Below are 24,913 nucleotides of genomic sequence, written 5' to 3' on the forward strand. Positions count from 1 at the left end.
AGGCTGCCTCTCTCCCATCGATCCAAAACCGAGGCTACCGCCCTGGCACTGAAGGCGAGGTTGGATCGGCTCAGGATCGCCGCGAGAAAGTGCGCAGCGACACCGCCCTGCAACTATCAGCCGGTTCTCACCCGTTGCGGAAGGCGTAGCTGTAGCCGTTGATGGCCGGCACGCCGCCAAGATGCGCATAGAGCACTTTTGAGCCCTCCGGGAAGAAGCCCCTTTTCACCAGGTCGATCATGCCTTGCATGGATTTGCCTTCATAGACCGGGTCGGTCATCATGCCTTCCAGCCGCGCGCAAAGGCGGATTGCCTCCTTCGTTTCCTGCGACGGCACGCCATAGATCGGATAGGCGTAATCCTCATTGAGCACCACGTCGTCCTCCTCAATCGCACGGCCGAGTTCCACGAGGGCGGCCGTCTTCTGCGCGATATCGAGCACTTGCGCCTTCGTCTGCGCCGGTGTTGCCGAGGCATCTATTCCGATGACGTTGCGCGCCCGGCCGTCTGCGGCGAAGCCGACCAGCATGCCGGCATGGGTGGATCCGGTCACGGTGCAGACCACGATATAATCGAATTTGAAGCCAAGCTCGGCCTCCTGCGCGCGCACCTCCTCGGCGAAGCCCACATAGCCCAGCCCGCCATATTTATGCACCGAGGCGCCGGCGGGGATGGGATAAGGCTTACCGCCCTTGGCTTCCACATCCTTCAGCGCGTTTTCCCAACTCTCGCGGATGCCGATGTCGAAACCCTCGTCAACCATTTCCACATCCGCGCCCATAATGCGGCTCAACAGGATGTTGCCGACCCGGTCATAGACGGCGTCCTCATGCGGCACCCAGCTCTCCTGCACCAGCCGGCATTTGAAGCCGATCCGGGCCGCCGTCGCCGCCACCATGCGCGTGTGGTTCGACTGCACGCCGCCAATCGACACCAGCGTGTCGGCACCGGAGGCGATGGCGTCGGGCACGATATATTCCAGCTTGCGCAGCTTGTTGCCACCGAAGGCAAGGCCCGAATTACAATCCTCGCGCTTCGCATAAAGCTCCACTTTTCCGCCGAGATGCGTGGTCAGACGCTCCAGCTTCTCGATATGGGTAGGTCCGAAGGTGAGCGGGTAGCGTTCGAATTTTTCCAGCATGTGCAAGCCTTTCCGGGAGAGCGAAAGAAATCAAAAGCTAGCCCATCAAGTCCGGAAGGTGCTTTCAAAGATTGCCTTTGACCTCAGCAGGAACGGCGGTAAATGTCCCAAAATAGAGGAAAACAACCTATTATAGCAGGGTATATGAAAGAATCTTCCGAAGAGCAGGCGCTGGACCGGATCGACCGCAAAATCCTCCGGCAATTGCAGCGCGACGGCCGGCTGACGAACGCGGATCTGGCCAGGCTGGTCGATGTCAGTCCGGCCACCTGCCACCGCCGCACCGAGCGGCTTTTCCAGGCCGGCTATATTCGCGGCGTCCACGCCGTGATCGCGCCTGAGCGTGTGGAACGTGGAGCGTTGGTGATGGTCGGCGTGGTCCTCGATCGCTCGACGCCGGAGAGCTTTGCCGCGTTCGAGACAGCGGTGAGAAAGCTGCCCTTTATCCTGGATTGCCATCTTGTTGCCGGCGACTTCGACTATTTTCTCAAGATCCGCGTCCGCGACATGGCCGATTTCAACCGCCTGCACGGCAGCCAGCTTATCGCCCTGCCCGGGGTGCGCCAGACGCGAACCTTTTTTGTCATGAAAGAGGTGGTGGACGGGGCGCTGCTCGACTTCTAGCAGCGCTTGCGGGCCGCACTTCACGAGGCCTGGTACCCGTGTTGTATATGAGAATAAGAAGCAGCAAGGAGTATCTGAATGCGCAACCACATGTTCGACGCGATCCGCGACGCGGCCAGGCCGGGCGCAACCTTCATCGAAACGCTCGATGGGCGGGTGTGGACATATGACGAGATGCTCGCAACTTCCGGTCGGCTCGCAGCCGCGCTGGAGAAGCTGTCGGTAAAGCCAGGTGACCGCGTCGCCGTTCAGGTGGAGAAAAGCCCCGAGGCATTGCTGCTCTACATCGCCTGTCTGCGCGCTGGCGCCGTCTATCTGCCGCTCAACACGGCCTATACGACTGCCGAGCTCGATTATTTCATCGGCGACGCGGAGCCGCGGCTCTTTGTGTCGACGCCGGGGGCGGCCGAGGGCATTCGCGCGATAGCGGCAAAGCATGGAGCACGCGTTGAAACGCTCGACGACAAGGGCGGCGGCTCCTTGCTTCATATCGCACAGGAGATGGCGCCCGCGTTCGACAATGCTGTACGCGGGGCGGACGACCTCGGCGCCATTCTCTACACCTCCGGCACGACCGGCCGGTCAAAGGGAGCGATGCTCACGCATGACAATCTGCTCTCCAACGCGCTGACATTGTGCGACTACTGGCGCTTCACCGCGGATGACAGGCTGATCCATGCTCTCCCGATCTTCCACACGCACGGGCTGTTCGTCGCTTCCAACGTGATCCTTCTGTCCGGCGCGTCCATGTATTCTCTGCCGAAGTTCGACGCCGACGCGGTGTTGCGGCTGATGCCGAAGGCGACCGCCCTGATGGGCGTGCCGACCTTCTATGTACGGCTCGTGCAGCACGAAGGTCTCAACCGCGAGGTGGCGTCGAACATGCGCCTCTTCGTCTCCGGTTCGGCGCCGCTGCTTGCCGAAACCCACAAGCAGTTCCGAGAGATCACCGGCCACGCCATTCTCGAGCGCTACGGCATGACCGAAACCAACATGAACACCTCCAATCCCTATGATGGCGAGCGCATCGCCGGCACCGTCGGCTTTCCGCTGCCCGGTGTCTCATTGCGCATTGCGGATCGTGAGACGGGCAGTCTCCTCGGCGTTGGCCAAACAGGTATGATCGAAGTGAACGGCCCCAATGTCTTTAAGGGCTATTGGCGCATGCCGGAAAGGACGCAAGCCGAGTTCCGCCCCGACGGCTTCTTCATCACCGGAGACCTCGGCAAAATCGATGCGCGGGGCTATGTCCACATCGTCGGGCGCAACAAGGACCTCGTGATCTCCGGCGGATACAACATTTATCCCAAAGAAGTCGAAACAGAGATCGACGGGCTTCCCGGCGTGGCCGAAAGCGCGGTCATCGGGGTGCCACATCCGGATTTTGGCGAGGGTGTCACGGCCATCGTCGTGCGCCAGCCGGATACCGAAATAGACGAGGATGCAGTTCTCGACGGCCTTAGGGAGCGGATTGCGCGCTACAAACAGCCCAAACGCGTGATCTTCATCGACGATCTGCCGCGCAACACCATGGGCAAGGTACAAAAAAACGTCCTGCGCGAGAACTACAAGGCGCTTTACGGGGGCGGTTGAGGAGAGATCTCATGGAGGGATCTTACTTGGAGCGCTGCAGCCCTGAAAGATTGGCGAAAGCAACGATGGCGACCAATTTATCGCCCCGGGTGGGGAGATGCCCGTCAGGGCGGAGGGGCGCTCGAAAGGGCGCCGACCATCTTGAATGCTGGTTTGCAGCTGTAATGTGGCGCCTATTCCGCAGCCGAACGTTCAGCCGTCAGCGCCTTTGCCCTTTCCCGCAGGTCGACCGTGCCACTGACGATCTCAGCCCGCGTAATTGATGCATTCGCCTCGAGGAGCTTGCGGACTGCAACATAGGTCGAAGGGTCATTCAGGCTGTCTACTGCAATCAGCCGCTCCTGCCTGAAATAAAACACTGAAAGAGATCCCTCGCGTTTACCTGGCCGCGTGGCCACTGAATCGTAACCCCGGTGGAAACCAGCGATCTGGAGCTTGACATCATACTGGTCGGACCAGAACCAGGGATGCGGCTTGTAGGAGATAGCCTCCCCCGCGATGTTCGCCGCAGCAACAGTCGCCTGATCCTGCGCGTTCTGCACCGATTCAAGCCGCGTCGGCATTCCCTGGAAGGGCAGCAGCGTGCAGTCGCCGGCCGCGAAGATGGCCGGATCGCTTGTCCGGCAATGATCATCGACGACGATTCCGTCGCTTACGTCCAGTCCCGCCGCCTTGGCTAAATCGGTGTTCGGGTCGATCCCAATTCCGGCAATGACGAGGCCGCACGGCAGTTCCCTGCCGTCCTTCAACCGCAGCCCGGCGGCCTGTCCGTTTTCTTCGTGAAAACGCTCGACCTGCGCGTTTTCCAGTATCTCCACGTCATGGTCGCTATGGAGCCTTCGAAAGGCGTTGGCTGTTTCCTCGCAGGCGACACGCTTCAGGATTCGTTCGCGCGCCTCGATTACCGTCACGCGCAGCCCTTTCTTCGCCGCCTCTGCAGCAGCCTCCAGACCGATATATCCGCCGCCGACGACAACAAGTCGCCTATCGGCCTTCATCTCGCTCATCAGCCAATTTGCATCGGCCAGTGTGCGCATCACGCGCACATTGGGCAGATCGCCGCCGGTATCTGCCGGCAGACGCCGCGCCTTCGCGCCCGTCGCAAGCAAAAGCTTGTCATAGGCAAGCTCACAGCCATCGGCGAGCAAAACCGTCTTGCGCTCTCGCTCCACCATGGTCACGGCCGCTCCGAGGCGCAGTTCGACGTTGCTTCGATCATACCATTCGAGCGGGCGCAGCCGCAGGCGCTCCAGGCTCATGGCTTGCGCCATATACTCCTTGGACAATGGCGGCCGCTGATATGGAAGTTCGTCTTCTTCGGAGACGACAACGATCTCCTCCTCCGGCGCGTACTGGCGCAACGCGCCGGCCGCGGCAACGGCCGCGTGGCTTCCGCCGATGATAAGGGTTCTGCTCATGAGGTCCTAGCCGATTGTTTCCTCGCGAGATTCAAAGCAGCTTTATTGCAAAACTGGATGCCACTGAAAGATGGGATTTTGCCGCGCCAGGATTTCCCAACCGCGAAAACCGCGAAAACGCATCCGGGCCTTCGGCCAGCGCTTTTCGTCGCCTTCGCCAGACACGAGAGCATGGGCGTTTGCCAGAGCGGCGCCACGCTGGCGAACTTGCGCGCTGATCGCTGCCTTCGGCTTAGGTCGCTGTCCGCGCTTCTCGAAACGAGACAAGGCGTTTTGCGCTTTCGTCCCACAGCACGAGTTTGACGCAGCTCAAGCTCTGGAGAAAGGTGATGCGGCTGGTGTCACGCAAATCGGGGTGGTCTCGGAGCACCTCCGGCAGACGGTAAAATGGCACCTTTGCCGCCAGATGATGTACGTGGTGGATTCCGATGTTCCCCGTGATCCAGCGTAGCGGGAAGGGAAGGTCGTAGTGTGAGCTGCCGTGCAATGCGGCGTGCTGGAAGTTCCAGTCGTCGCCCTCGGACCAGTGCGTTTCCTCGAACTGATGCTGAACGTAGAAGAGCCATACGCCCGCGGTGGCTGCCATCAGGGTGATCGGCAACTGGACTATGAGAAAGGGGCCGACGCCCATCAGCCACATCAGACCGGCGACCGGCAGGGCGACGCCAAGATTGGTAGCGATTGTCGATGTCCAGGGCTGTACTCCGGCGCGCATGAGGCCGAATGGCAATCGGTACTGGCAGATGAACAGCCAGGCGGGGCCGAGTCCAAACATCACCAGGGGATGACGATAGAGCCGATAGCGCGCACGGCCCCACCAGGACAACGCACGATACTCACCGACCGTGAGAGTCTTGACGTCACCGATCCCCCGCTTGTCGAGGTTCCCCGCCGTGGCGTGATGGACGGCATGGGTGCGACGCCAATAGTCATAGGGCGTGAGGGTGAAAACGCCGATAACGCGACCTGTCCAGTCATTGATGCTGCGGCGGGCGAACAGAGCACCGTGGCCACAATCATGCTGCAGGATGAAGAGCCGCACCAGAAAGCCAGCCGCGGGGATCGTCAGCAGGAGGCCCCACCAGTAGCCGTTCACGACCGCCAGCGCCGTCAACGCCCACAATGTGGCAAAAGGTAGTGCCGTGATGACTATTTCGACCGTGCTGCGTATCGGGCTGGGTTGTCGATATTGCGCGAGGACCGCAGTCCAGGAGCGAGTTTTCGGCTCAGTACCGACCTGGTCGGCGATATTAATGTTCACGAGACCTCCAGGAGATCAGGCTTGCATCCGGGAGGACGCGTGTTGAAAGTCAAGCGCCGAATCGACGCTCAGGCAGTGCGCCGGGAAGCGGTGCTTTTTGCTGTCTTTTTGGCACGGCTCTTGGCTGGCGCCGGTTCCGGTTGCCGCGCCTCCATTTCCAGCCGGGCCTGCCGCAGTCTCTGGGTCTTTGCTTCGCGGCTGTCGGTTTCGGCCTTTATGATTGCTCTGGCCGTGCTGTTCGTGATCTCCGCCTTGGTTTGCGGACTCGGGCGCGGGGACGGAAACAGATTGTCCTTGGTGATAATTCCGGCCATGTCATTGACCTCCTTGCGATTGTGCTGAAAGCAAAAAGGCCGGGCAGAAGCCCGACCTCCTCGTATCTACGATCCGTGCCAGTACATCCGTGGTCACGGACAGAAGATGAAGCTTACGCTTCCTGCAGGTTTTCCGCAGCGGACTTGCCGGAGCGGTTGTCCTTGACGACGTCGAAGCTGAGCTTCTGGCCTTCCACGATGGTGCGCATGCCGGCACGCTCGACAGCGGAGACATGGACAAATACGTCCGAAGCGCCGTCGTCAGGCTGGATAAAGCCAAAGCCTTTGGTTGAATTGAAGAATTTTACGGTTCCAGTGGTCATGACGATTTCCTTTCAATCGGTCACGTTGTGTGGTGCCCGTCATGCCGAATGCATGGCGAAGCATTTCAGTCGATTTTGATAGGGAAGATCGTCATAGGCGCGGTTTCCGCGCGGCAACAAAGTTCGGCAAACAAGATCGATGTTCCCCATATAAACGTTTCTGGTGTTCAAAACAAGGCCTCTTTCATAAAACTTAACCTCCGGCACCACAGAGCCGACATCAGAAGACCCTCTTTCTTGAGCAAATGGTCCCTGTTTGCTCCTGTTATTCGACGGTCAAAGAACCTATATGAGGGTGTGGCCCCCCTACACGCCGGCCTCAGAAAGAATGCTCATGAAATTTCGGCCCCGTCATGACGGCATCGTTATCCGATGCGCCGAGCCAATGGCGCGTCGGGGATCGGATGATCATCCCCGGCGTTGAGAATGAGAAGCCTCAGGGCGGAATAGGCTACTTTAAATGTGCCCCGAGAATTCTTGGCGGAGATGATCAGCATAGCCGGAACAACAATCGGGAGGCATGGCACCACACAATCACGGCAAGTCATCCACCGCCAAAGCATTGGATGAGGTTCAGCCGTCGAAATCGACACTCGTTTAGGCATGCGCCGTGACGACCGCTGCCGCAGTACAGGCCGCCCTTGGACAGGAGTAGACCAGGTGAGAAGCATGACAGCCCACCGTTTCGCAGTCGGACAACCCGTCCGCATGAACAACAGGTTTGGCCTTTCGCCCTCGACGGCGGAAACCTACCGCATCACCGCTATCCTGCCGGTGAGAGAGGATAATTTGCCTCAGTACCGTATCCGCAACGACGACGAACGCCACGAGCGCGTGGCAACGGAAGACAGCCTTGAAGAGATAAGAGCGCAGCCCTCCCCGGGCGACGCCGCACCCGAATAGGAGGGCTTGACAGTGGCTAAAGGACAGAAGCGCAGCAACCGCGAAATAAAAAAGCCGAAGCAGCAAAAGGCGCCTGCGAAAGTGGAGGCGCCACTCGGCTCCCAGGTCAAGCAGGCCAGCAACAGCATATCGCGCGGTAAGGCGCGGTGATCGAGTCCCATAGGGTCCGCGCGAGCGACGGCGCTCGCGCGGACCCTAGGGAGCGTCAATTGCGGCAATCAGGTCAGGTCATGACGCTGGGATGGATCATGACGCACCTGGACCTGCGTCAGGGGAGACATGGGGCAGTCGTCGTTCACCCATCAATGCGGGGAGCAGCGGGGCTGCAAACCAGGCATTCTCCATCCCCTCCAACGGCAATGAGGTATCCGATCGTGTCACTCACTTTCCCCAATAGAAGCCGCAGCTTTGACGAAACCAGGCAGCGCGTTCGCTTCATAGGCCATGATGGCATGTTCGAAGTGCCCTTCTTCGTCGAGACGGATGCGCTTTCCACCGCAGCCACAGGCGAAGCGGATTATCTGGCCGCGTTCGATGCAGCGCGCTCCACCATCCACGATGTCGCGCGGGAAATTTACGGAAACGCCCGCAGGACCACATACGTGTTGACGGCGGCGGACTTCCGGTAAGCCGGCGGCTCGCAGGACCGCTCCGGTGGAAAATGAAACAAGGACCGGATGCTACTATGCCCATTCGCACCACAGATACAGAGGTAACTTTCAAACGACCATTTATGCTGAGTGTCTTTGACACTTGGCAACCTGCGGGAACCTATCGTCTGGTGGTCGACGAAGAGGAGATCTTCGGGCTTTCCTTTCTTGCCTATCGGCGCACGGCCACGTTGCTGCACACTCCCGCGATTTCCGTCCAACGCGGCCGACATCAGGTCGTTGAAGTCGACCCGGAAGAACTAGCGGCGGCTTTGGATGCAGACGTGCTCGCCAGCCGGCCTCTCGAGGAATAATCGTTCATGCAATATCTCGGTGGAATTCACGGTGCCGGTGTCCTGAAATGCGGGGGCAAAACGCTTACCCGCGCTGATTATGACTTTGACGGCTTCCTGAGGAAGCCGGGGGAAATAGTCGGCAGCGGCGAAATTCGGATGCCTCCCGACACGCTGCGACAGGTGTTCGGTCGCGAGGATCTGCAACTCCTGACAGACGACGGGCGGCTTCTGAGCCTTCGTTTCTCCGAAAAAGATCTGCCCCCGGCCAGTGACGCCGCTCACGTCGATGTCGCCGGCGACCTGCCCCCGCAAACCGAGTGGCGCCACTGACACTCCGATGCCTAATGAGCTCCGTAGAGGCACGTCGGATCGTCCACCAGCAGCCTTGTCGTTGCTTTGGCTCAGGCGCGATGATTTGTCGGCAGCCCATCAAAGCCCCTTATTAGGCACATGCTCCTTGATAGCGGAGCCGGCCAGTCGGTTCCCAACAGCACCCGCCAAAGCTTGTCTGCTACCGGACTCTGACACCTTTGTCGTCGAAAGCCGTCATAAATTTCGGGTCCGCCATCACCCGCAGCTCAGTTCCTGCTTTGGCTTGGGTCTTGCGGTCGGAGGCTATCGTACAGAGGGCGCCATCGCCGACGTCGCCGTACAGATAGGTGGCTCCTCCGAGAAATTCCGCGAACTTCACACGGAACGGAAAAAACGGCTCACCCTTCTCGGCCAGTCGCAGATGTTCCGGCCGGACGCCCAGCGTAATCTCGCCCTTGGAGAGCGTCTTTACCGCCGGCCCCGGCAGGCGGTGGCCGCCAATCTCGATCTCGCCGCCGTCGAGGCGCGCACTGAAGAAATTCATCTTTGGCGACCCGATGAAGCCCGCAACGAATATATTGTCGGGATCGTCATAGAGCTCCTCCCGTGTACCCACTTGCTCAATCCGTCCCGCTCGCAGCACGACGATCTTGTCGGCCAACGTCATCGCCTCGGTCTGGTCGTGGGTGACGTAGACCATCGTGTTTCCCAGTTCGCGATGCAGCCGGGCAATCTCGATCCGCATCTCGACCCTGAGCTCGGCGTCGAGGTTCGACAGGGGTTCATCAAAGAGGAACACGTCAGGATCGCGCACGATGGCCCTGCCGATCGCGACACGTTGGCGCTGGCCGCCTGAGAGCTGTCCAGGCCGGCGGTCGAGATAGTCGGTGAGCCGCAGCGTTCCGGCCGCTTTCTCTACCTTGCGGCGAAGTTCGTCCTTGGGCCGCCGCGCGACTTTCAGCGAGAAACCCATGTTCTCGGCCACACTCATGTGCGGATAGAGCGCGTAGCTCTGGAAGACCATGGCGATGCCGCGCCGGGAGGGATCGGTGTCGGTGACGTCACGTCCCGAGATAATGATTTCGCCCGCCGTGACCTCCTCAAGCCCGGCGATGAGGCGCAGAAGCGTGGACTTCCCGCAGCCGGAAGGTCCGACAAAGACAACAAACTCGCCGCCCTTGATATTAAGATTGATATCCTTCAGCACCTCAATGGAGCCAAAGGACTTGTGGACGCGCTTGAGGGAAAGACCGGCTGTGACGGTAGCGTTGTCGCCGATGCGGTTCATCATTTCTCCTCTCTACGCAACCAGACCAGCATCTCGCCTGGATCCCGATTGTCCCAGGCGTAATAAGGGACGGCGGTCAGGCGTGCCGGCTGCCGCGATGGTGTACCCAGTCGGTAGAGCCCCTCCCCCTCCCACGTCTCACGCGTTGCGCGAGCAGTCAATTTGACGATGCCACCCAGTTCCTGGCTTTCCTCGGTCGCGATTTCGGCAGTGTCGGAGAGGATCAGGGCATCGAGCTCCGCACCGTTGTCGACCTGTTCCAGGCAGTAGACGAACGGCCCGCGCATAAGCACCGTGCGGCCCTGGTCGTGGATGACCTTCGGATGCGCCGTAATACGGCGAGGGGTCAAATCGATGTCGAGCTGGACAATGTCTCCCGGAGCCCAGCGGCGGCTGAGCGCGATATAGCCATTCTTCGGCGCGGCATCGATCGGCCTGCCATTGACGGCGACAGTGGCACCCTCACTCCATCCCGGAACGCGGAGCCAGAGGGTGAACTCGGTCTCCACCTGCGGCGCGACGGCGATCTCGACCCGTCCTTCGAACGGATAACGGGTTTCCTGCGTGAGAGTCACAGTGGTCCCGGCCACATCTATCCTGGCCTCGCCGGCGTTATAGAGATGCACTGCGACACCATCGTCCGAGACGCCGTAGAAGTAGGTCCCGATCGCGGCGACGAGGCGCGAAATGTTGGGTGGGCAGCAGGGGCAGCGATGCCAGACCCACCGGTGGTGGTCGCCGCGGCTGGCGAGAGGGTTGTCGTAGAAGAACCGTGTGCCATCGAGCGAAAGACCCGCCAGCGCGTTGTTATAGATCGCCTGCTCCATGACGTCGGCGTAGCGTCCGTCGGGACCGCGGCCGAGCATCCGGCTTGCCCAGAAGACCAGAGCGACCGCGGCACAGGTCTCGGCATAGGCGGTTTCGTTGGGCAGATCGTAGTCGAAGGTCAATCCTTCGTTCCGGGCCGAGGGCCCGAAGCCACCATGGATGTATAAATTGCGGTCCACCAGATGCGACCACAGTTTCTCGAGCGGCGCGCTGAGCGTGTCATCGGCGAATTCGGTCGCGACGTCGGCCATGCCCGCATAAAGATATGCCGCACGGACGGCATGCCCGACAACGGTTTCCTGCTCGCGCACCGGCTTGTGGGCCTGGCAATATTCGAGCGTACCGAAATGAAACTGTTCGGGCCGCTCGCCCCGGCGTTCGGCCTCCTGGTCGAAGTAGTTCGGTGTCTGCCCGCGCTCGTCCACGAAGAACTTTGCGAGGTCGAGATAGCGCTGCTCGCCGGTTGTTCTGCCGAGCTTGACGAGCGCCAGTTCGAGCTCGGGATGACCCGGATAGCCGCGGAGTTGCCCCTCCCTGGGCCCGAAGGTGCGGTCAATATGGTCGGCGAAGCGGCAGAGAATATCGAGAAACTTGCGCTTGCCGGTGGCATGGTAATAGGCAACCGCTCCCTCGATCAGGTGGCCGGCATTGTAGAGCTCGTGCCGGTCGCGCAGGTTGGTCCATCGTTGACCGGGCTCGATGCGAATGTACCATGAATTGAGATAGCCATCCTCCTGCTGGAGGCGCCCATAGGCATCCACTACATCGTCTACACGCGCTTCCAGTTCAGGGTCGGGCTGGTGGTTCAGCGCGTAGGCGGCCGTCTCGATGAACTTTCCCCAATCGCTGTCCCAGAACATTTGACTGGTCACGGTATTATTGTGCTGGAAGGGAAGCACGAGGCCCGGATTGGGCCGTTCGGGATCCACCTGATCGAGCATCCCGGCTTCAATGCAACGGTCGAACAGCGTCCGCGCGGTTGCGGCCGAGATTGTGTCGACCCGCGATCCGAAAAAGCCGCGAACCCTGACCTTGTCCACCGAGATTGGGCGGAACTTGGCGCGAGCGGTGACTGCCATCGTCTGATCGGGATTGTTCATGAAAGTCCTTTCAGGTCTGCAACTACTTCACCGCGCCGGCTGTCAGGCCACGGATGTACGAGCGCTGGAGGATGAGAAAAAGGATCAGGCAGGGGATCATCATGATCGTGACGCCCGCCTGCACCGCACCCCAGTCGACCGAGCCGTAGCGGCCGTAGCGCACGGCGGTCATGAGAACGGGCAGCGTGAACTTGTCCTGGTCGGTCAGAAGCACGAGCGCGGCGAGGAATTCGTTCCAGGCATTAAGAAAGGCGAAGAGGCCCACTGTCACGATGCCAGGAAGGACCAGCCGCCCCATGACCTGGACCAACATGCGGATGCCCTTGACTCCGTCGATCCGGGCTGCCTCCTCGATCTCCTTCGGCACGGCGTCAAAGGCGTTCCGCATCATAAAAACCGAGAACGGAAGCTGCAGCGTGGTGTAGATGAGGATGAGACCGAGCAGCGTGTTCTGCAGTCCCATCTTGGCCAGGAGAAGAAACAGCGGCGTCAGGATCGACTGAAAGGGAATCATGATCGTGGAGAGGATCAGAACGAAAACCAGCCCCTTGAGCGGAAAGTGGTAGCGCGAGAAGCTGTAGCCGGCAGGCACCGCGACGCCGATTGTCAGAAGCGCCGTGCCGACCGAGACGATGGCCGAATTCATGGTGTAGTGCAGAATCGATTGGCCGTAATTCTCGAGTCGTACGTAGCTGTCGAAGCTGAACCCCTCCGTGGGCCAAGGCGGCAGCGGTTGCAGCGCTTCCGAGGGCAGGCGAAACCCGGCGGCCACGACCCAGAAGATCGGCGCGAGGAAGAGGATCGCGACCAACGCGGCGGCAATGTGAAAAATCCAGCGATGGTACTTAATCCGGCCCCCTCCGCGTGGGGGCGCCGCTGCATCCTGCCCGACAATGGTCGTGGCCGTCATGACTGATCTCCCTTGTCGCGGAGGAGCCAGAGCTGAACCACGCTGAGCACGAGCAGGATCACGAGCAACACCACCGATAATGCGGCGCCGTAACCGAGCCGGAACGACACGAAGCTTTCGTTGAAGATGCGGTAGACGACGGTGACGGTCTGGTTCTGCGGTCCGCCGTTCAGAATAATATAGAACTGGTCGAATGCCAGCATCGACCCGGCGACTGCGAGGATCAGCGCCAGAGCGAAGGGCCTGCGGATGAGCGGCAGCGTAATCCAGCGGAAACGCTGACCCCAGCTCGCACCATCGATCCGCGCCGCCTCCTGATAATCGGTCGGGATCGCCTGCAGCCCGCTCATGATGATAACCATGTAGAAGCCGGCCATCTTCCATATGACCATGATCGTCACGGACCAGAAAGCCGGTGTGAAGGTCGCAAGGATGTTCACTCTGCCATCGGTCATTCCCAAATCCTGGGCGAGCGGTGAGAACAGGCCAGCGTCCACATTCGACAGCCACGCCCACAGAAGCGAGGCCGATGCAAAGCCCGTCACCACGGGCAGGAAATAGGCAGTGCGGTAGAAAGCGATGGCCCGGCCCTCACCCTGCACCATCAGAGCGAGCACGAAAGCCACCCCCAGCAGGCCAACCGTCGCGGCGATGGTGTATTGGATGGTAAAGACCAGGGCCGACCAGAAGCTCGTATCGCCCCAGAGCCGAGCGTAGTTGTCCAGCCCGATCCAGCGCGGCACGCCGATGAGCGGCCAGGCATGGAACGACATCCAGATCGACATGCCTAGCGGGATGAGGAAGAAGACGGCGACAAGCACGAGCGCCGGGGCTACGTAAAGAAGGCCCGTCCAGTCGCGGCGACGCCTCCTACGCGGGGGCGGTACCTCTAAAATGCTGTCTGAGATGTCCGTCTGTGCGGGCATTCCGGGCCCCTCGGTCTGATATCGGGTGGCGCCGCGGGACAGACCCGCCGGCGCCGTTCGCTCGCTGGGGAGAGAAAGGGACTTAAGGCGCCGCGTCGATGATCGACTGCATCTCGGCCTGGCCATCCTCGATCGCCTGCTGCACCTCCTCTTCGCTCTCGGCGAAGAAAGCGCGGTTCAGCGTTGTGATCCAAGGCCCGTTGCGCGAGTTGATCAGGTCGTTGAAGACGGTGGTGTAGGGCGTGCGCCCGCCCGCCATGGCCTTTGCCGCCGTCAGGTAGCGCTCATCGAGCTGTGATAGTGCCTCCTCTGCGACATCTCCGCGAACCGGAAGGGCGCCGTTATCCGCTAGGATGGTCTGGCCTTCCACCGAATATGCAAATTCGATGAAATCCTGGATCGCCGGGAGTTTGCTGTCGCCGGTACCGGCCGAGATGACTATGTTGTCGCCGCCTGCGAAGGAGGACCAGTCACCGTCCTTGCCCGGCAGAAAGGTCACGCCAAAGTCCAGATCGGGATACTGGTTGTTCAGCGCGCCGATGGAGAAGGACCCCGAGGGCGAGATGCCGATATTGCCATTGGCGAACGCGGCAAAGAAGTTCGAGCCGGTATCGGTCTGGGCGCCGCCGGGAACGAGACCGTCCATTACCATATCCCGGTAGAACTCGATCGCCTCTTTCACCTCGGGCGTGTCGAGGGTGGCGGTCTGGCCGTTATCCGCGAAAATGTCTCCGCCCGAGGCCCAGATCAATGGCGTGAAGGTGAAGATATTACAGCCACCGCAATTGCCCGAGAAATAGTACCCGTAGGTCTCCTCGCCGAGCGCACCGACCGCCTCCGCCTGCGACCGCAACTCTTCCCAGGTGGTCGGCCCTTGCTCAGGGTCGAGACCGGCCTCTCTATAGAGATCCTTATTCCAGACCAGGATCGAGGCGTCGGCCGAAAACGGTAGACCATAGATCCTGTCATCCACCGAGCCGACCGACAGGTGCGCCGGCGAGAGATGCTCGAAATAGGGCAGCGACTGGGCGAACTCGGTAAGATCTTTCAACTGGCCGGCTTCGGCGAACGCTGGCGTGTAGATCAGGTCAAGTGATAGAGCATCAGGAGCCGAGCCGCCGGCCGCGGCGATCGCGTATTTCTGCACCAGTTCGTTCACCGGCACGATCTGCAGTTTCGCGGTGTGCTCGCCTTGCGCATTGAACGCCTCGACAAGCTTGGGCATGAACTCGGACCCGTCCGAGCGCACCCAGATCGAGAATTCATCAGCCGAGGCGATTCCGGGAAGCGCAATAGCCGCAAGGGCGATCCCGCTGGTAATGGTCTTAAAGGTCATCGTTTCCTCCCATCAGAGTTGATATCCGCCCATTTGGGCGAACGTTTGCGCTTTGCTCAAACCTTCTCTCGTTCGATCCTCCCTTGAGAACGTCAGTCCGCTTCTGATCTCGCGCCACAAGACTCGCGAACGACGACCGTACATGGCGTGCGCCGAATACCAGCCGGGGTCGGCTTACCGTCGATCATACCGAGCATAGTCAAGCCGGCTTGACGACCGAGCTCCAGCAGTCCCATGTCCACTGTCGTCAATGGGGGGCGAGTTGCCTTCGCGAAAATTTCCCAGTTATCGTATCCGACCACTGCAACATCCTTGGGTACGCGGACGCCGATTTCAGTCAGCCGGTCGATCATGCCGCGTGCGATCTGGTCGTTGCCACAGAACACCGCGTCGGGCATGCCACGGGATGTCTGCCCGAACAGATGGTCCGCCATGCGGTAGCCGTGCGCCTCGGACCATTCGCCGAAAAGTGCTTCTCCCCAGGGGGCAAGCCCCATCCTATCCAGAGCTTTTAACCAGCCGTCCGCGCGGATTCCCGTGGCGGCGAAGTTCCGCGGCCCCGTGACATGCGCGATGCGCCGCCGTCCGAGCCCGGCAAGGTGAAGCGTTGCCGCTTCTGCTCCGCCGGAATCGTCGGGCACAAACCCCACCTCGCCCTCGGGACAAGCCGCATTGATGTAGATCGTGGGAATGCCGGTGCGCGGTAGCTCGACCGGCAGGCCACGGTCGATCCGCTTGCCTGATACGACCAGTCCGTCGACACACTTCTCTTGCATGGCTTCAAGATTGAGAAGCGTGCGCTGCGGGTCGCCTTCTCCCGCGCACAGGAAAACGGATACACCTCGGTCGACCATTGCGGCCGAAAGGCCGGCAGCCACGGGCAACGTGAAGCGGCCATAGGTATCGTTCGTCAGAAGACCGATCGTGAACGATCGTTGGCTCACAAGGCCTCGGGCCATTGAATTTGGGCGATATCCCAGCTTGGCGGCAGCCTGGATGATCCGCTCGCGGGTTTCGCGCGCCATGCGCCCCGTGTCGTTCAGAGCCCGCGATGCTGTCGTCACGCTGACATTTGCATACCGGGCGACGTCGCGGATCGTTACGCGCGTCACTGCAGGCCTAGGGCTTTCCGCGCCTTTCGCCGGTATGGACGGGGTATCTGACACTATTTGACACGACCTAGTTGGATCTGCGCAAACGTTTCCTCAAGATGGGATAACGTTTGCGCAGTATCCTTGTCAACACGAATTCGTGTCAAAGGCACCCAGGCCCAATCTTACTCTGAGGGGCAGCCACCTTCCTGGCTGCCGGGGAGCGCGGGTTAAGACTGCGAATCCAGCGTCCCAATCACGTCCTCCACATTCTGAATACGGCAATAGCCGCCGAACGCGCGCAGGGCCGTTTCGTGGCGCTCGCGCGTATAGGCGGCGCAGGCATCCTGGGCGCAGACCATGTAGTAGCCGCGGTCGGCGCCATCCCGGATCGCCATATCGACACACTGATCCGTGACGAACCCGGTCACAATGACATTTTCGATGCCAAGATTACGCAGCACATAGTCTATATTGGTGGAGTTGAAGACACCCGAGGACGTCTTCGGCAGCACGATCTCATCGCCAACCGGCGCGACCTCGTCAATGACCTGGGCCAACGGCGAGCCCTTGTGAACGAGAATGTTGGAAAGCTTGTGATCGAGGGAACGGTCCCTCCCGTCACGGGTGAGCGCCTCGATGACGGTGTAGATCACCTCGACGCGCCGCTCACGAGCGGCTTCAAGAAGCTTGCGCATCGCCGGCAGCGCACGCTCCTTCATCCCCGTGGCGAACTCCGGATGCTTATCCAGAATCGCCGGCTCCAGTTCGGCATTCTGCGCATCGACAACGAGCACGGCGGTCCTGTCCGCTTTCAGCGGACGGTCACGGCCTTCATACTGTGCGAGGGTGCCCACGGCGGTCCCACTCATGTGCTGCTTACTCCCTTTCTGTTTACGCCCATCATCTCGGAACAAAAGAAAGCGGGGCTGATCCAGCCCCGCCTGCCCGGTTCACAACGCTTTCATGATCAGTTGACTTCCGGTGTCCAGATTTCTTCCACCTCGAACTCTCCACCGTGCACACTGATGATAGAGATCGGCTTCGGAGGCACCATGCTTTCGCGCGTATAGCTGATTTCACCGGTCACCCCCTTGAAGCCGCGGGTATCAGCCAGAGCATCGCGGATATCGGAGGGCTCGGTCGATTCTGCGCGGCGGATTGCCTCGGCGACGAGCATCACTGCGTCATAGCCGAGGGGTGCAAAGGCGTTCTCGGGCTCATTACCGTGAAAAGCCTCGTAGTCCTCGATAAACTGCGTCACCTCCTCGCGGTCGTCGGCACGATAGGTATGCGTGGAGAAATAGACATCGTTTGCCAGTTCCGGCCCTGGCACGGTGGAGACCAGTTCCGTATCGAAGCCGTCGCCGGAGATAATCGGCATGGTGATCCCCTGCTCGCGGATCTGCTTGACCGACAGCCCGGCCTCGGAGGGTATAGCCGATACGAACACGGCATCGGGCTCAGGATCAATCGACGTCAGCCGCGCGATCTGCGCGGAGAAATCGGTGTCCCCCATCATGAAGGTGTCCGTGCCGACGATTTCGCCGCCCCGCTCCTCGAAGCGCTCGATGAAGAACTTGCTGAGTGCCTTGGTGAAGTCCATGGAATTATCGGTCCACACCGCCACCTGGCGCATGCCGAGCGTGTCGTAGGCATAGTCGGCGATCGCATAGGACTGGTCATCGTCCCCGAAGGGCGTCATGAACATGTAGTCGCCGACCCACTGCGGCAGCTCGGGATGGGTAGCACCGGAGGTGACGAACGGAATGCCTGCCTCCTGGAAGAGCGGCGCTGCGGCCATGACGAAAGTCGTGTCTGACTGGCCGAAACCGGCAACCACACCTTCGGAAAGGACGCGTTGTGCGGCTTTCGCCGTTTCCTGCTGATCAGTCCTGCCGTCCGGGGCAATCAGTTCGACCTGCTTGCCGAGAAGACCGCCGTCAGCATTGATCTGTTCCACTGCGAGTTGGGCGCCCTTCAGCGACGGGCCGTCTAGCGACGACATTCCGCCGGTTAGATTGTAGAGAGCGCCGATTTTGATGGTTTCCTGGGCGTGAGCCGTTCCCAGAAGAGTGGCAAGAGCCACCGATGCGGCAAACAATGCTTTCATGGCAATCTCCTGATTGTCTTTGTCGTTCCCCTGTGACGCAAGCTGCTCTCACCAGCCTTTACGCATCCAGTTGCAGCATGACTCCGCAAATGGACGACGTCAATCGAATGGTACATTTTTTCTTCCAATAGGCTAATTTGTCTGATTTGATACAAGTCCGGTCAGCGCATCGGGGATGAGGAACTAGATGAACGTATTGGAGACCCTGCGCCGAGTGCAGCCGGAATTGAGTAGCCGGGAAGCACGTGCCGCACGCTATCTGATGGCTAACTATCCAACCGCCGGCTTGACCACAGTGGCCGAATTCGCTGAACAGAGCGGCGTCAGCACAGCCACTGTTCTGCGGCTGGTAAAACGCCTCGGTTTCCCGGTCTACGCCGAGTTCCAGGAAGCTCTCAGAACCCACATCGAGGAGACGCTGCAATCCCCTCTCCTGCGGTTCGGCGAGCGTAAGGAACGGGAAGAGACGACGCAGAAATCGCTTCTGGTGCGTACGAGCAACCGCATGGCGGAACATTTCCGAGCCCTGCCCGAATTGATCTCGGAGAAGGAGTTTGACCGGGCTGCCACACTCCTGGCCGATCCGAAGCGCGACATCCATCTTCTGGGCGGGCGCTACTCGTCCCATGTGGCGCGCTATATGGCCGATTTGCTTATGGCGGTGCGAGGCAAGGTTTATCCGGTGAACGGGCAGACCCAGGCCTGGCCGCAATATCTGCTGGACATGGGGCGCGGCAGCGTTCTGGTAGTCCTGGACGTGCGCCGTTACCAAAATGATGTGGTTCAGTTCACCCACGCCGCCGCCAAACGAGGGGCGACCGTCCTGCTGTTGACCGACATCTGGCAATCGCCTGCGGCGCGCAGCGCGGATCTCGTCCTCACCTTTCCGGTGGAATCGCCGTCGATCTTCGACGTTCTTTCCATCGGTATGGGCGTGGCAGAGGCGCTGGTCGGCGCCGTCGCAAGCAAGGCAGACCATGTAGGCAAGAGACGCATCGAAGCGCTGGAAGAGCTGCGCTCACGTCTTACGGACGCAGCTCCTCCGAAAGCCGCATCCAACCGAAAACGAAATGAGGGGAACGATGATACGCGATGAAATCATCATGTTGTGTACGGCAGATCTGGCGGGGCAGATCCGCGGAAAAGGCTTTCCATCCTCCGATCTCGAAGCACGCCTGAAGAAAGGTATAGGCTGGACGCCCACCAACAGCATGATCACAGCGCACGGGCCTATCGCACCCAGCCCGTGGGGGCCCTATGGAGACACGGTGCTCATGCCCGACCCGGCCACCGAAATCCGCGTTGATTTCGGGCCGGAGACGGCGGCCTGCCACTTCATGATGAGCGACATCATGAATCTCGACGGCACGCCTTGGAGCGTGTGCCCCCGCAGCTTTCTCAAGCGGATGCTGGCGGAGCTTGAAGAACGGCACGGGCTGAAGCTGAAAGCCGCCTTCGAGCACGAATTCATTCTGGAAGGTATCGAAGAACGGCCGAATTCCAGCTACGCGCTGGACGCGTTCCGCCGCCAGGGCCGATATGCCGAGACCTATCTCGGCGCGCTGAAAGCCGCCGGACTATCGATCGACACTTTCATGCCCGAATACGGCCCCCGGCAATATGAGGTGACCGTTGGACCGGCCGAGGGCGTATCCGCCGCGGATGAGGCGGTCGCAGTGCGTGAGATCGCGCGGGCAGTGGCGCATAATTGTGGCACCCGTGCCAGCTTCACACCGATCATGCGCCCGGACACCGTGGGCAACGGCGTGCATGTGCATTTCTGCCTGCTCGATGCAAAAAGCGGCACACCGGTGAACTATGACGCCGCCGCCAAAAACAACGTTTCGGACAAGGCTGCCCAGTTCCTAGCCGGAATTCTGCGCCTCATGCCGGCGCTCACGGCCGTTACCGCCGCCTCCACCATCTCCTATCTGCGCCTGACTCCGGACCGTTGGAGCGCGGCCTACAACAATCTCGGCGAGCGCGACCGCGAAGCGGGGCTGCGCATCTGCCCGGTTTTCCCGGGCACGGGCAGCGATATCTCCCGGCAGTTCCATTTCGAATTCCGGGCTGCCGATGCGGCCGCCAGTCCCTATCTCCTGCTCGGCGCCATCGTCGCGGCGGGCCTTCATGGGCTGGACGAGAAGTTAGACCGGCCGAAGGTCTGCCCCTCGCCGCCGCAGCACCTCAGTGAAATGGAACGCGAGGCACTCGGCATCGTGCGCCTGCCGCAATCGCTGGAGGAAGCGCTGGACCTGTTCGAGAACGAGGCAGCGCTGCGGCCCCTCTTCGGAGAGGAACTGAGCGGAGCCTATCTGGCGCACAAGCGCTTCGAAGCCCAACTTATGCAGGAGCTATCACCGGAAGCGCAGTGCGAGAAGTACGGGTTGGCGTACTAAATTACCGGGCGAAGTCCTCGTTCATTGCCGCAAGGAGGCTTTTGGTAGTCTCCATGCGGCAATAGCCCTTGAAGGCATTCAGGGCGGCCTCATGGCGGGCATGAGTATCCGTGGCGCATGCATCTGAGACACAGATCATGTGAAACCCACGGTCCGCGCCGTCACGAATCGTATGGTCCACGCACTGGTCGGTGAGGAAGCCGGCAACCATTATGGTGTCCAGCCCGATATTGCGGACGAGATATTCGAAATTGGTAGAGTTGAACAGGCTGGAGGAGGTCTTGGGGATGACCATCTCGTCACCTCCCGGCGCCAACGCGTCGATCACCTTCGCATCTCGGGAGCCTTTGGGGATGAAAAAACCGGACAGCTTGTAATCGAGGCTGCGGTCGCGGCCATTCTCGGTGAAATTCTCCATCACAGTGTAGATGACCTCCACACCATGGCCGCGCGCTGCGTGGATGAGATTGGCGATATTGCCAATCACATGGCCCCGAGTCGCGGCATAGAATTCCGGCCTCGGGTGGCGATTGTCCTCGTCCATCACCCAGTTCTGAGCATCGATCACCAGAAGCCCGCAGCGCCCTGCCCTGAGTGGCAACCGGCGGCCATCAAACACGTCCTGTGGGCGCGGTTTGGTCATGCGTCTCTCCTCCCGCTGTAAAGCCGTCGCACCAAACCCGGCTCTCCGCTGCCAAAAAGGCCGGAGGGACGAAGGCGGAGCACGATGATCAGACAAACCGCCACAATCACTTGGCTCAAGCCATAAAGGCCGACGCTTTCCTCGACGGGGCGCAGTGCCTCCGAGAGGATGGTTATGGCTGCTGCGGCAAGCAACGCGCCGAAAATGCTGCCCGATCCGCCGATCACAACCATTACTACCAAGTTGAAGGCCAGCAGGACGGAGTAGGTCTTGGGCGTGATCACGCTGACCAGATGAGCAAGCAATGCGCCTCCTACGGCCGCCAGCACGGCGCCTATGACAAATGCAAGAATTTTCAACCGCGCCGGGTTGATACCGCTGCACTGAGCCGCCAGCTCGTTCTCACGCACCGCCATCATCGAGCGGCCCAGAGAGGAAAATTTGAGCCGCCAGGTAAAGGCGACGACCAGAACGAGAAAGCCGAAGGCCCACCAGACATCGACAAGGCGCGGCAAGCCGCTGAGACCGGCGCCCCCCCTGGTGATCCCATCCCAGTTGTTCGCCAGCCCCTGCACCACGATGATAAGGCCCAGGGTTGCCACCGCCAGATAATGCCCCTTTAGCCGCAACACCGCCCAGCCGACGAACAACGCCAAAAGCCCGCCCGCGGCTCCGGCGATCAGCAGGGCCGGCAGTATGGAAAGCTGCGTTGCGGCAAGCCACTCAGGCAGGCCGGGTAGCATGGTGCCCTTGCGAGTGACCGGAAAGGTGAGAATCGCGGCCACATACGCGCCGACGGTCATGAAAGCGGGATGACCAAGCGAAAAAAGGCCTGTGAGGCCGTTGGTCAGCGTCAAGGAAACCGCCAGCGCGGCGTTGATGAACAGGAGCGCGAGCAGTGTGACCACATAGCTGCTCAGGCCTTGTTGGGCGGCGAATACGGCGGCACTGGCGATCAGCACGGTCAGGATGGCCGCCACAAATCCGCTGCGCGGCAGGGTGACGCGCGCATCCAGCTTCACGGGCGGGGTCTCGTGTGAGGTACTCATCTCAGGCGCGCTCCTCCACCTGGCGAACAAAGAGGCCGGAGGGCCGCACGAGCAGTATGACGATCAGGAGCAGGAAAACGAACGTGTCACGGTAGCCGGAATACTCTTGCGGCAACAACCCCACGAACAGGACTTCCGCCAGCCCGAGGATGTAACCGCCCATCATGGCGCCACCGATAGAGCCAACACCGCCGATCACGCAGGCGACGAAGGCCTTCAGACCTGGCACGAAGCCCAAGAGGGGATCAATCTGGCCGAACTTGCCGCCCCAGAAGAAGCCTGCAACGGCAGCCAACGCGCTGCCGATGGCGAAAGCCGCGAGCACGGTCCGGTTGACCGCAACACCCATCAGGCGGGCGGCGGTGAGGTTCTCTGCTGTCGCGCGCATAGCTGTGCCGAGCCGCGTGCGATAAACTATGAGGAACAGGCCGCCGATGAGGATCAGCGTCAGCACGATGATTGCGATATCCGTCAGCGACGCATTAACGCCGCCGACACCGACACGCTGGCGCATGAATGCCGGAAAAAGGAAGTTCCGCGGCTGGCCGGACAACAGCATCAGCGCGCTGTTCTGAATCGTGATCGAAACGGCCAGCGTGGCAATGAATCCTGTCACCTGGCTTGCTCCGCGAATCGAGCGAAACACCACCATCTCGATGGACATGCCGGCGACCGCCCCCACCGCCAAAACGAACACCAGGATGATCGGCCAGGGCACACCGGCCGTAACCAGCGCCAAGGTGGAGAAGGCGCCGATCATCACCACGTCGCCATGAGCGAAATTGATCAGCCGCACGATGCCGTAGATCATGGAAAAGCCGATGGCGACCAATGCATACAGACTGCCGAGGGAGAAGCCGTTGATAAGTTGCTGGAAGAAATACTGGCTCATGCGGCCACCCCAAGATAGGACTGCCGCACCCGGTCGTTGTTGGCGAGCTCGCTGCCCGTACCCGACAGTACGATGCGGCCGGTTTCCATGACATAAGCCACATCGGCGATGTCGAGCGCCATGGCGGCATTCTGTTCGATCAGAAAGATGGTCACACCCGTGGATTTCAGGCGGGCAATCACGTCGAAGATCTTTTCCACCACCAGCGGCGCGAGACCGAGGGACGGTTCGTCCAGCAGCAGCATTCTGGGTTGCGCCAGAAGCGCTCGGCCGATCGCCAGCATCATCTGTTCGCCCCCGGAGAGCGAGCCGGCGTGCAGGTTCGCGCGCTCCGCAAGAATCGGAAACAGCTCATAAACTTCCTCCAACGATTGCTTGATGCCAGCTCGGTCGCGCCGCGTGTACGCGCCCATCGCAAGGTTCTCCGAAACGCTGAGCGACTGAAAAATCTGCCGCCCCTCCGGGCACTGAATAAGACCGGCGCGCACGATCTTTTCCGAGGAGGCGCGCGTGAGGTCGAGCGGCTCTCCGTCGTTCGTGAACACGGCCGTCCCCGAGCGCGGCGGCAAGAGTCCCGAGAGTGTGAGCAAGGTGGTCGATTTGCCGGCCCCGTTAGCGCCGATCAGCGCGGCCAGCTCACCCTCTTCAACGCGAAAGGAGACATCCTTCAAGACATGGGTCGAACCGCGAAACACGTTGAGATCGCGTACATCAAGCATGAGCTCTCTCCTTGCGGCCCGCTCCCAGATAAGCCTCGATCACGGCCGCATCCCCCTGCACCTCTTCCGGCGTTCCCTCGGCGATCAGCTTGCCACGGTTGAGCACCTGAATACGCTTGCACAGGTCCATAACCAGATGCATGTCATGCTCGACCACCAGCACGGCGATCCCGGACTCCTCGTTCATCTGGCGGATAAAGCTTACCAGGTCCCGGGTCTCGGAAGGATTGAGCCCGGCAGCCGGCTCATCGAGGAGAAGCACCTGCGGTTGCCCAGCGAGCGCGCGCCCGATCTCCACCCGCCTCTGATCCCCGTAGGAAAGATCACCTGCCCGCTGGCCCGCCAGCTCGGCCAGACCAATGCGCTCCACGATCTCCTGGCTTGTTTGGCGGAGCCGTTCCTCTGCTCGCCAGAATGAGGGCAATTGCAGCATGGTGGCGACGGTGCTGGCGGCAAGACGCGTGTGTCCGCCACACATCACGTTCTCCACGACGCTCAAGTCACTAAACAGGCGAATGTTCTGAAAGGTGCGCGCCAACCCTGCACGAGCCATGAGATACGGCGCAGCACCGGTCATATCGCGGCCGGACAGGCTGATACGCCCGGCGGAGGGTTTCAGGACGCCAGTCAGAAGGTTGTACGCCGTGGTCTTGCCCGCACCGTTCGGCCCTATCAGGCCAACAAGATCCCCCCTTTCAAGTCGAAGGTCATACTCGTCGACGGCGACAAGGCCACCAAACCGCTTTTCTAGGCTTCGTGCCTCGACAACAGGCGCTTCACTCAC

Annotated in this window: 26 protein-coding genes; 8 read left to right on the forward strand and 18 right to left on the reverse strand. The window is 60.7% G+C overall.

What is annotated here, in order from left to right:
- Positions 1-127: 127 nt before the first annotated feature.
- Positions 128-1,141: a 1-aminocyclopropane-1-carboxylate deaminase gene (locus LY631_RS11760; RefSeq protein WP_274425572.1), complete on the reverse strand. Its 1,014-nt coding sequence runs from the start codon at positions 1,139-1,141 to the stop codon at positions 128-130.
- A 144-nt stretch (positions 1,142-1,285) separates the two neighbouring features.
- Between LY631_RS11760 and LY631_RS11765 the strand changes: the two genes are divergently transcribed.
- Positions 1,286-1,765 (forward strand): Lrp/AsnC family transcriptional regulator, encoded by a 480-nt coding sequence (locus LY631_RS11765; RefSeq protein WP_274425573.1) that lies wholly within the window; start codon positions 1,286-1,288, stop codon positions 1,763-1,765.
- Between the two features lie 78 nt (positions 1,766-1,843).
- Positions 1,844-3,358 carry a malonate--CoA ligase gene (locus LY631_RS11770; protein WP_274425574.1) on the forward strand — a complete coding sequence of 505 codons (1,515 nt, stop codon included), beginning with the start codon at positions 1,844-1,846 and terminating at the stop codon, positions 3,356-3,358.
- Between the two features lie 173 nt (positions 3,359-3,531).
- Here the strand turns inward: LY631_RS11770 and LY631_RS11775 are convergent, their stop codons facing one another.
- The 4 genes from LY631_RS11775 to LY631_RS11790 form a co-directional block, all read right to left on the reverse strand.
- Positions 3,532-4,776: an NAD(P)/FAD-dependent oxidoreductase gene (locus tag LY631_RS11775; protein WP_274425576.1), complete on the reverse strand. Its 1,245-nt coding sequence runs from the start codon at positions 4,774-4,776 to the stop codon at positions 3,532-3,534.
- A gap of 232 nt (positions 4,777-5,008) precedes the next feature.
- Positions 5,009-6,037 (reverse strand): fatty acid desaturase, encoded by a 1,029-nt coding sequence (locus LY631_RS11780; RefSeq protein WP_445082876.1) that lies wholly within the window; start codon positions 6,035-6,037, stop codon positions 5,009-5,011.
- 68 nt (positions 6,038-6,105) lie between these two features.
- Complete coding sequence (locus LY631_RS11785) at positions 6,106-6,351, reverse strand: hypothetical protein (protein ID WP_274425578.1); 246 nt, start codon at positions 6,349-6,351, stop codon at positions 6,106-6,108.
- A gap of 113 nt (positions 6,352-6,464) precedes the next feature.
- Positions 6,465-6,674 carry a cold-shock protein gene (locus LY631_RS11790; RefSeq protein ID WP_274425579.1) on the reverse strand — a complete coding sequence of 70 codons (210 nt, stop codon included), beginning with the start codon at positions 6,672-6,674 and terminating at the stop codon, positions 6,465-6,467.
- Positions 6,675-7,343: 669 nt separating this feature from the next.
- Here LY631_RS11790 and LY631_RS11795 point away from each other — a divergent pair.
- From LY631_RS11795 to LY631_RS11810, 4 genes are all read left to right on the forward strand, one after another.
- On the forward strand, positions 7,344-7,577 hold the full coding sequence (locus LY631_RS11795) for a hypothetical protein (RefSeq protein WP_274425580.1): 234 nt from the start codon (positions 7,344-7,346) through the stop codon (positions 7,575-7,577).
- A gap of 374 nt (positions 7,578-7,951) precedes the next feature.
- Positions 7,952-8,206, forward strand: a complete 255-nt coding sequence (locus LY631_RS11800) for a DUF1488 family protein (protein WP_274425581.1) — start codon at positions 7,952-7,954, stop codon at positions 8,204-8,206.
- Positions 8,207-8,310: 104 nt separating this feature from the next.
- Positions 8,311-8,541, forward strand: coding sequence for a hypothetical protein (locus LY631_RS11805; protein WP_338000432.1), 231 nt, complete (start codon positions 8,311-8,313; stop codon positions 8,539-8,541).
- 6 nt (positions 8,542-8,547) lie between these two features.
- The gene (locus LY631_RS11810) at positions 8,548-8,853 is read left to right on the forward strand and encodes a hypothetical protein (RefSeq protein WP_274425585.1); all 306 of its coding nucleotides are present in this window, start codon (positions 8,548-8,550) and stop codon (positions 8,851-8,853) included.
- 181 nt (positions 8,854-9,034) lie between these two features.
- On the opposite strand, the gene LY631_RS11815 is transcribed toward LY631_RS11810, so the two are convergent.
- The 8 genes from LY631_RS11815 to LY631_RS11850 all read right to left on the reverse strand — a co-directional run bounded on the left by LY631_RS11815 (position 9,035) and on the right by LY631_RS11850 (position 18,427).
- On the reverse strand, positions 9,035-10,126 hold the full coding sequence (locus LY631_RS11815; protein ID WP_274425586.1) for an ABC transporter ATP-binding protein: 1,092 nt from the start codon (positions 10,124-10,126) through the stop codon (positions 9,035-9,037).
- Entirely contained in the window at positions 10,123-12,051 is a 1,929-nt protein-coding gene (locus LY631_RS11820; RefSeq protein ID WP_274425587.1) for a glycoside hydrolase family 127 protein, read from the reverse strand. Before LY631_RS11820 ends, LY631_RS11815 begins: the two co-directional genes overlap by 4 nt.
- A 22-nt stretch (positions 12,052-12,073) precedes the next feature.
- Positions 12,074-12,961 carry a carbohydrate ABC transporter permease gene (locus tag LY631_RS11825; protein ID WP_274425589.1) on the reverse strand — a complete coding sequence of 296 codons (888 nt, stop codon included), beginning with the start codon at positions 12,959-12,961 and terminating at the stop codon, positions 12,074-12,076.
- Positions 12,958-13,887 carry a carbohydrate ABC transporter permease gene (locus tag LY631_RS11830; protein ID WP_274425590.1) on the reverse strand — a complete coding sequence of 310 codons (930 nt, stop codon included), beginning with the start codon at positions 13,885-13,887 and terminating at the stop codon, positions 12,958-12,960. The genes LY631_RS11825 and LY631_RS11830 overlap by 4 nt, the downstream gene beginning before the upstream one ends.
- Before the next feature lie 82 nt (positions 13,888-13,969).
- A complete protein-coding gene (locus tag LY631_RS11835; protein WP_274425591.1) occupies positions 13,970-15,223 on the reverse strand; it encodes an ABC transporter substrate-binding protein in 1,254 nt (417 codons plus the stop codon).
- 92 nt (positions 15,224-15,315) lie between these two features.
- Entirely contained in the window at positions 15,316-16,335 is a 1,020-nt protein-coding gene (locus LY631_RS11840; RefSeq protein WP_274425593.1) for a LacI family DNA-binding transcriptional regulator, read from the reverse strand.
- 209 nt (positions 16,336-16,544) lie between these two features.
- Entirely contained in the window at positions 16,545-17,186 is a 642-nt protein-coding gene (locus tag LY631_RS11845; protein WP_274425595.1) for a cysteine hydrolase family protein, read from the reverse strand.
- A gap of 98 nt (positions 17,187-17,284) precedes the next feature.
- On the reverse strand, positions 17,285-18,427 hold the full coding sequence (locus tag LY631_RS11850) for an ABC transporter substrate-binding protein (RefSeq protein ID WP_274425596.1): 1,143 nt from the start codon (positions 18,425-18,427) through the stop codon (positions 17,285-17,287).
- A gap of 187 nt (positions 18,428-18,614) precedes the next feature.
- Here LY631_RS11850 and LY631_RS11855 point away from each other — a divergent pair, with 187 nt between their 5' ends.
- Both LY631_RS11855 and LY631_RS11860 read left to right on the forward strand, forming a co-directional pair.
- Positions 18,615-19,523: a MurR/RpiR family transcriptional regulator gene (locus LY631_RS11855; RefSeq protein WP_274425597.1), complete on the forward strand. Its 909-nt coding sequence runs from the start codon at positions 18,615-18,617 to the stop codon at positions 19,521-19,523.
- Positions 19,510-20,826: a glutamine synthetase family protein gene (locus LY631_RS11860; protein ID WP_274425598.1), complete on the forward strand. Its 1,317-nt coding sequence runs from the start codon at positions 19,510-19,512 to the stop codon at positions 20,824-20,826. The genes LY631_RS11855 and LY631_RS11860 overlap by 14 nt, the downstream gene beginning before the upstream one ends.
- Position 20,827: 1 nt before the next feature.
- Here LY631_RS11860 and LY631_RS11865 read toward each other — a convergent pair whose 3' ends face one another.
- From LY631_RS11865 to LY631_RS11885, 5 genes are read right to left on the reverse strand one after another with little or no spacing between them, the layout of a single operon-like run.
- Complete coding sequence (locus LY631_RS11865; RefSeq protein WP_274425599.1) at positions 20,828-21,469, reverse strand: cysteine hydrolase family protein; 642 nt, start codon at positions 21,467-21,469, stop codon at positions 20,828-20,830.
- The gene (locus LY631_RS11870; protein WP_274425600.1) at positions 21,466-22,518 is read right to left on the reverse strand and encodes a branched-chain amino acid ABC transporter permease; all 1,053 of its coding nucleotides are present in this window, start codon (positions 22,516-22,518) and stop codon (positions 21,466-21,468) included. Before LY631_RS11870 ends, LY631_RS11865 begins: the two co-directional genes overlap by 4 nt.
- Position 22,519: 1 nt before the next feature.
- Positions 22,520-23,410, reverse strand: coding sequence for a branched-chain amino acid ABC transporter permease (locus tag LY631_RS11875; protein WP_274425601.1), 891 nt, complete (start codon positions 23,408-23,410; stop codon positions 22,520-22,522).
- Entirely contained in the window at positions 23,407-24,129 is a 723-nt protein-coding gene (locus LY631_RS11880; protein ID WP_274425602.1) for an ABC transporter ATP-binding protein, read from the reverse strand. The genes LY631_RS11875 and LY631_RS11880 overlap by 4 nt, the downstream gene beginning before the upstream one ends.
- Positions 24,122-24,913, reverse strand: coding sequence for an ABC transporter ATP-binding protein (locus LY631_RS11885; RefSeq protein WP_274425603.1), 792 nt, complete (start codon positions 24,911-24,913; stop codon positions 24,122-24,124). The genes LY631_RS11880 and LY631_RS11885 overlap by 8 nt, the downstream gene beginning before the upstream one ends.

The sequence above is a fragment of the Chelativorans sp. YIM 93263 genome (genome assembly GCF_028767125.1).
Classification (GTDB): Bacteria; Pseudomonadota; Alphaproteobacteria; order Rhizobiales; family Rhizobiaceae; genus Chelativorans.

Coding starts and splice junctions, on each gene's coding strand:
- LY631_RS11805 (WP_338000432.1), top strand. CDS start 8,311: ATGCTGAGTGTCTTTGACACTTGGCAACCTGCGGGAACCTATCGTCTG.
- LY631_RS11795 (WP_274425580.1), top strand. CDS start 7,344: ATGACAGCCCACCGTTTCGCAGTCGGACAACCCGTCCGCATGAACAAC.
- LY631_RS11785 (WP_274425578.1), bottom strand. CDS start 6,351: ATGGCCGGAATTATCACCAAGGACAATCTGTTTCCGTCCCCGCGCCCG.
- LY631_RS11765 (WP_274425573.1), top strand. CDS start 1,286: ATGAAAGAATCTTCCGAAGAGCAGGCGCTGGACCGGATCGACCGCAAA.
- LY631_RS11845 (WP_274425595.1), bottom strand. CDS start 17,186: ATGAGTGGGACCGCCGTGGGCACCCTCGCACAGTATGAAGGCCGTGAC.
- LY631_RS11835 (WP_274425591.1), bottom strand. CDS start 15,223: ATGACCTTTAAGACCATTACCAGCGGGATCGCCCTTGCGGCTATTGCG.
- LY631_RS11870 (WP_274425600.1), bottom strand. CDS start 22,518: ATGAGTACCTCACACGAGACCCCGCCCGTGAAGCTGGATGCGCGCGTC.
- LY631_RS11820 (WP_274425587.1), bottom strand. CDS start 12,051: ATGAACAATCCCGATCAGACGATGGCAGTCACCGCTCGCGCCAAGTTC.
- LY631_RS11830 (WP_274425590.1), bottom strand. CDS start 13,887: ATGCCCGCACAGACGGACATCTCAGACAGCATTTTAGAGGTACCGCCC.
- LY631_RS11815 (WP_274425586.1), bottom strand. CDS start 10,126: ATGATGAACCGCATCGGCGACAACGCTACCGTCACAGCCGGTCTTTCC.
- LY631_RS11770 (WP_274425574.1), top strand. CDS start 1,844: ATGCGCAACCACATGTTCGACGCGATCCGCGACGCGGCCAGGCCGGGC.
- LY631_RS11860 (WP_274425598.1), top strand. CDS start 19,510: ATGATACGCGATGAAATCATCATGTTGTGTACGGCAGATCTGGCGGGG.
- LY631_RS11790 (WP_274425579.1), bottom strand. CDS start 6,674: ATGACCACTGGAACCGTAAAATTCTTCAATTCAACCAAAGGCTTTGGC.
- LY631_RS11825 (WP_274425589.1), bottom strand. CDS start 12,961: ATGACGGCCACGACCATTGTCGGGCAGGATGCAGCGGCGCCCCCACGC.
- LY631_RS11875 (WP_274425601.1), bottom strand. CDS start 23,410: ATGAGCCAGTATTTCTTCCAGCAACTTATCAACGGCTTCTCCCTCGGC.
- LY631_RS11775 (WP_274425576.1), bottom strand. CDS start 4,776: ATGAGCAGAACCCTTATCATCGGCGGAAGCCACGCGGCCGTTGCCGCG.
- LY631_RS11810 (WP_274425585.1), top strand. CDS start 8,548: ATGCAATATCTCGGTGGAATTCACGGTGCCGGTGTCCTGAAATGCGGG.
- LY631_RS11850 (WP_274425596.1), bottom strand. CDS start 18,427: ATGAAAGCATTGTTTGCCGCATCGGTGGCTCTTGCCACTCTTCTGGGA.
- LY631_RS11880 (WP_274425602.1), bottom strand. CDS start 24,129: ATGCTTGATGTACGCGATCTCAACGTGTTTCGCGGTTCGACCCATGTC.
- LY631_RS11760 (WP_274425572.1), bottom strand. CDS start 1,141: ATGCTGGAAAAATTCGAACGCTACCCGCTCACCTTCGGACCTACCCAT.
- LY631_RS11865 (WP_274425599.1), bottom strand. CDS start 21,469: ATGACCAAACCGCGCCCACAGGACGTGTTTGATGGCCGCCGGTTGCCA.
- LY631_RS11855 (WP_274425597.1), top strand. CDS start 18,615: ATGAACGTATTGGAGACCCTGCGCCGAGTGCAGCCGGAATTGAGTAGC.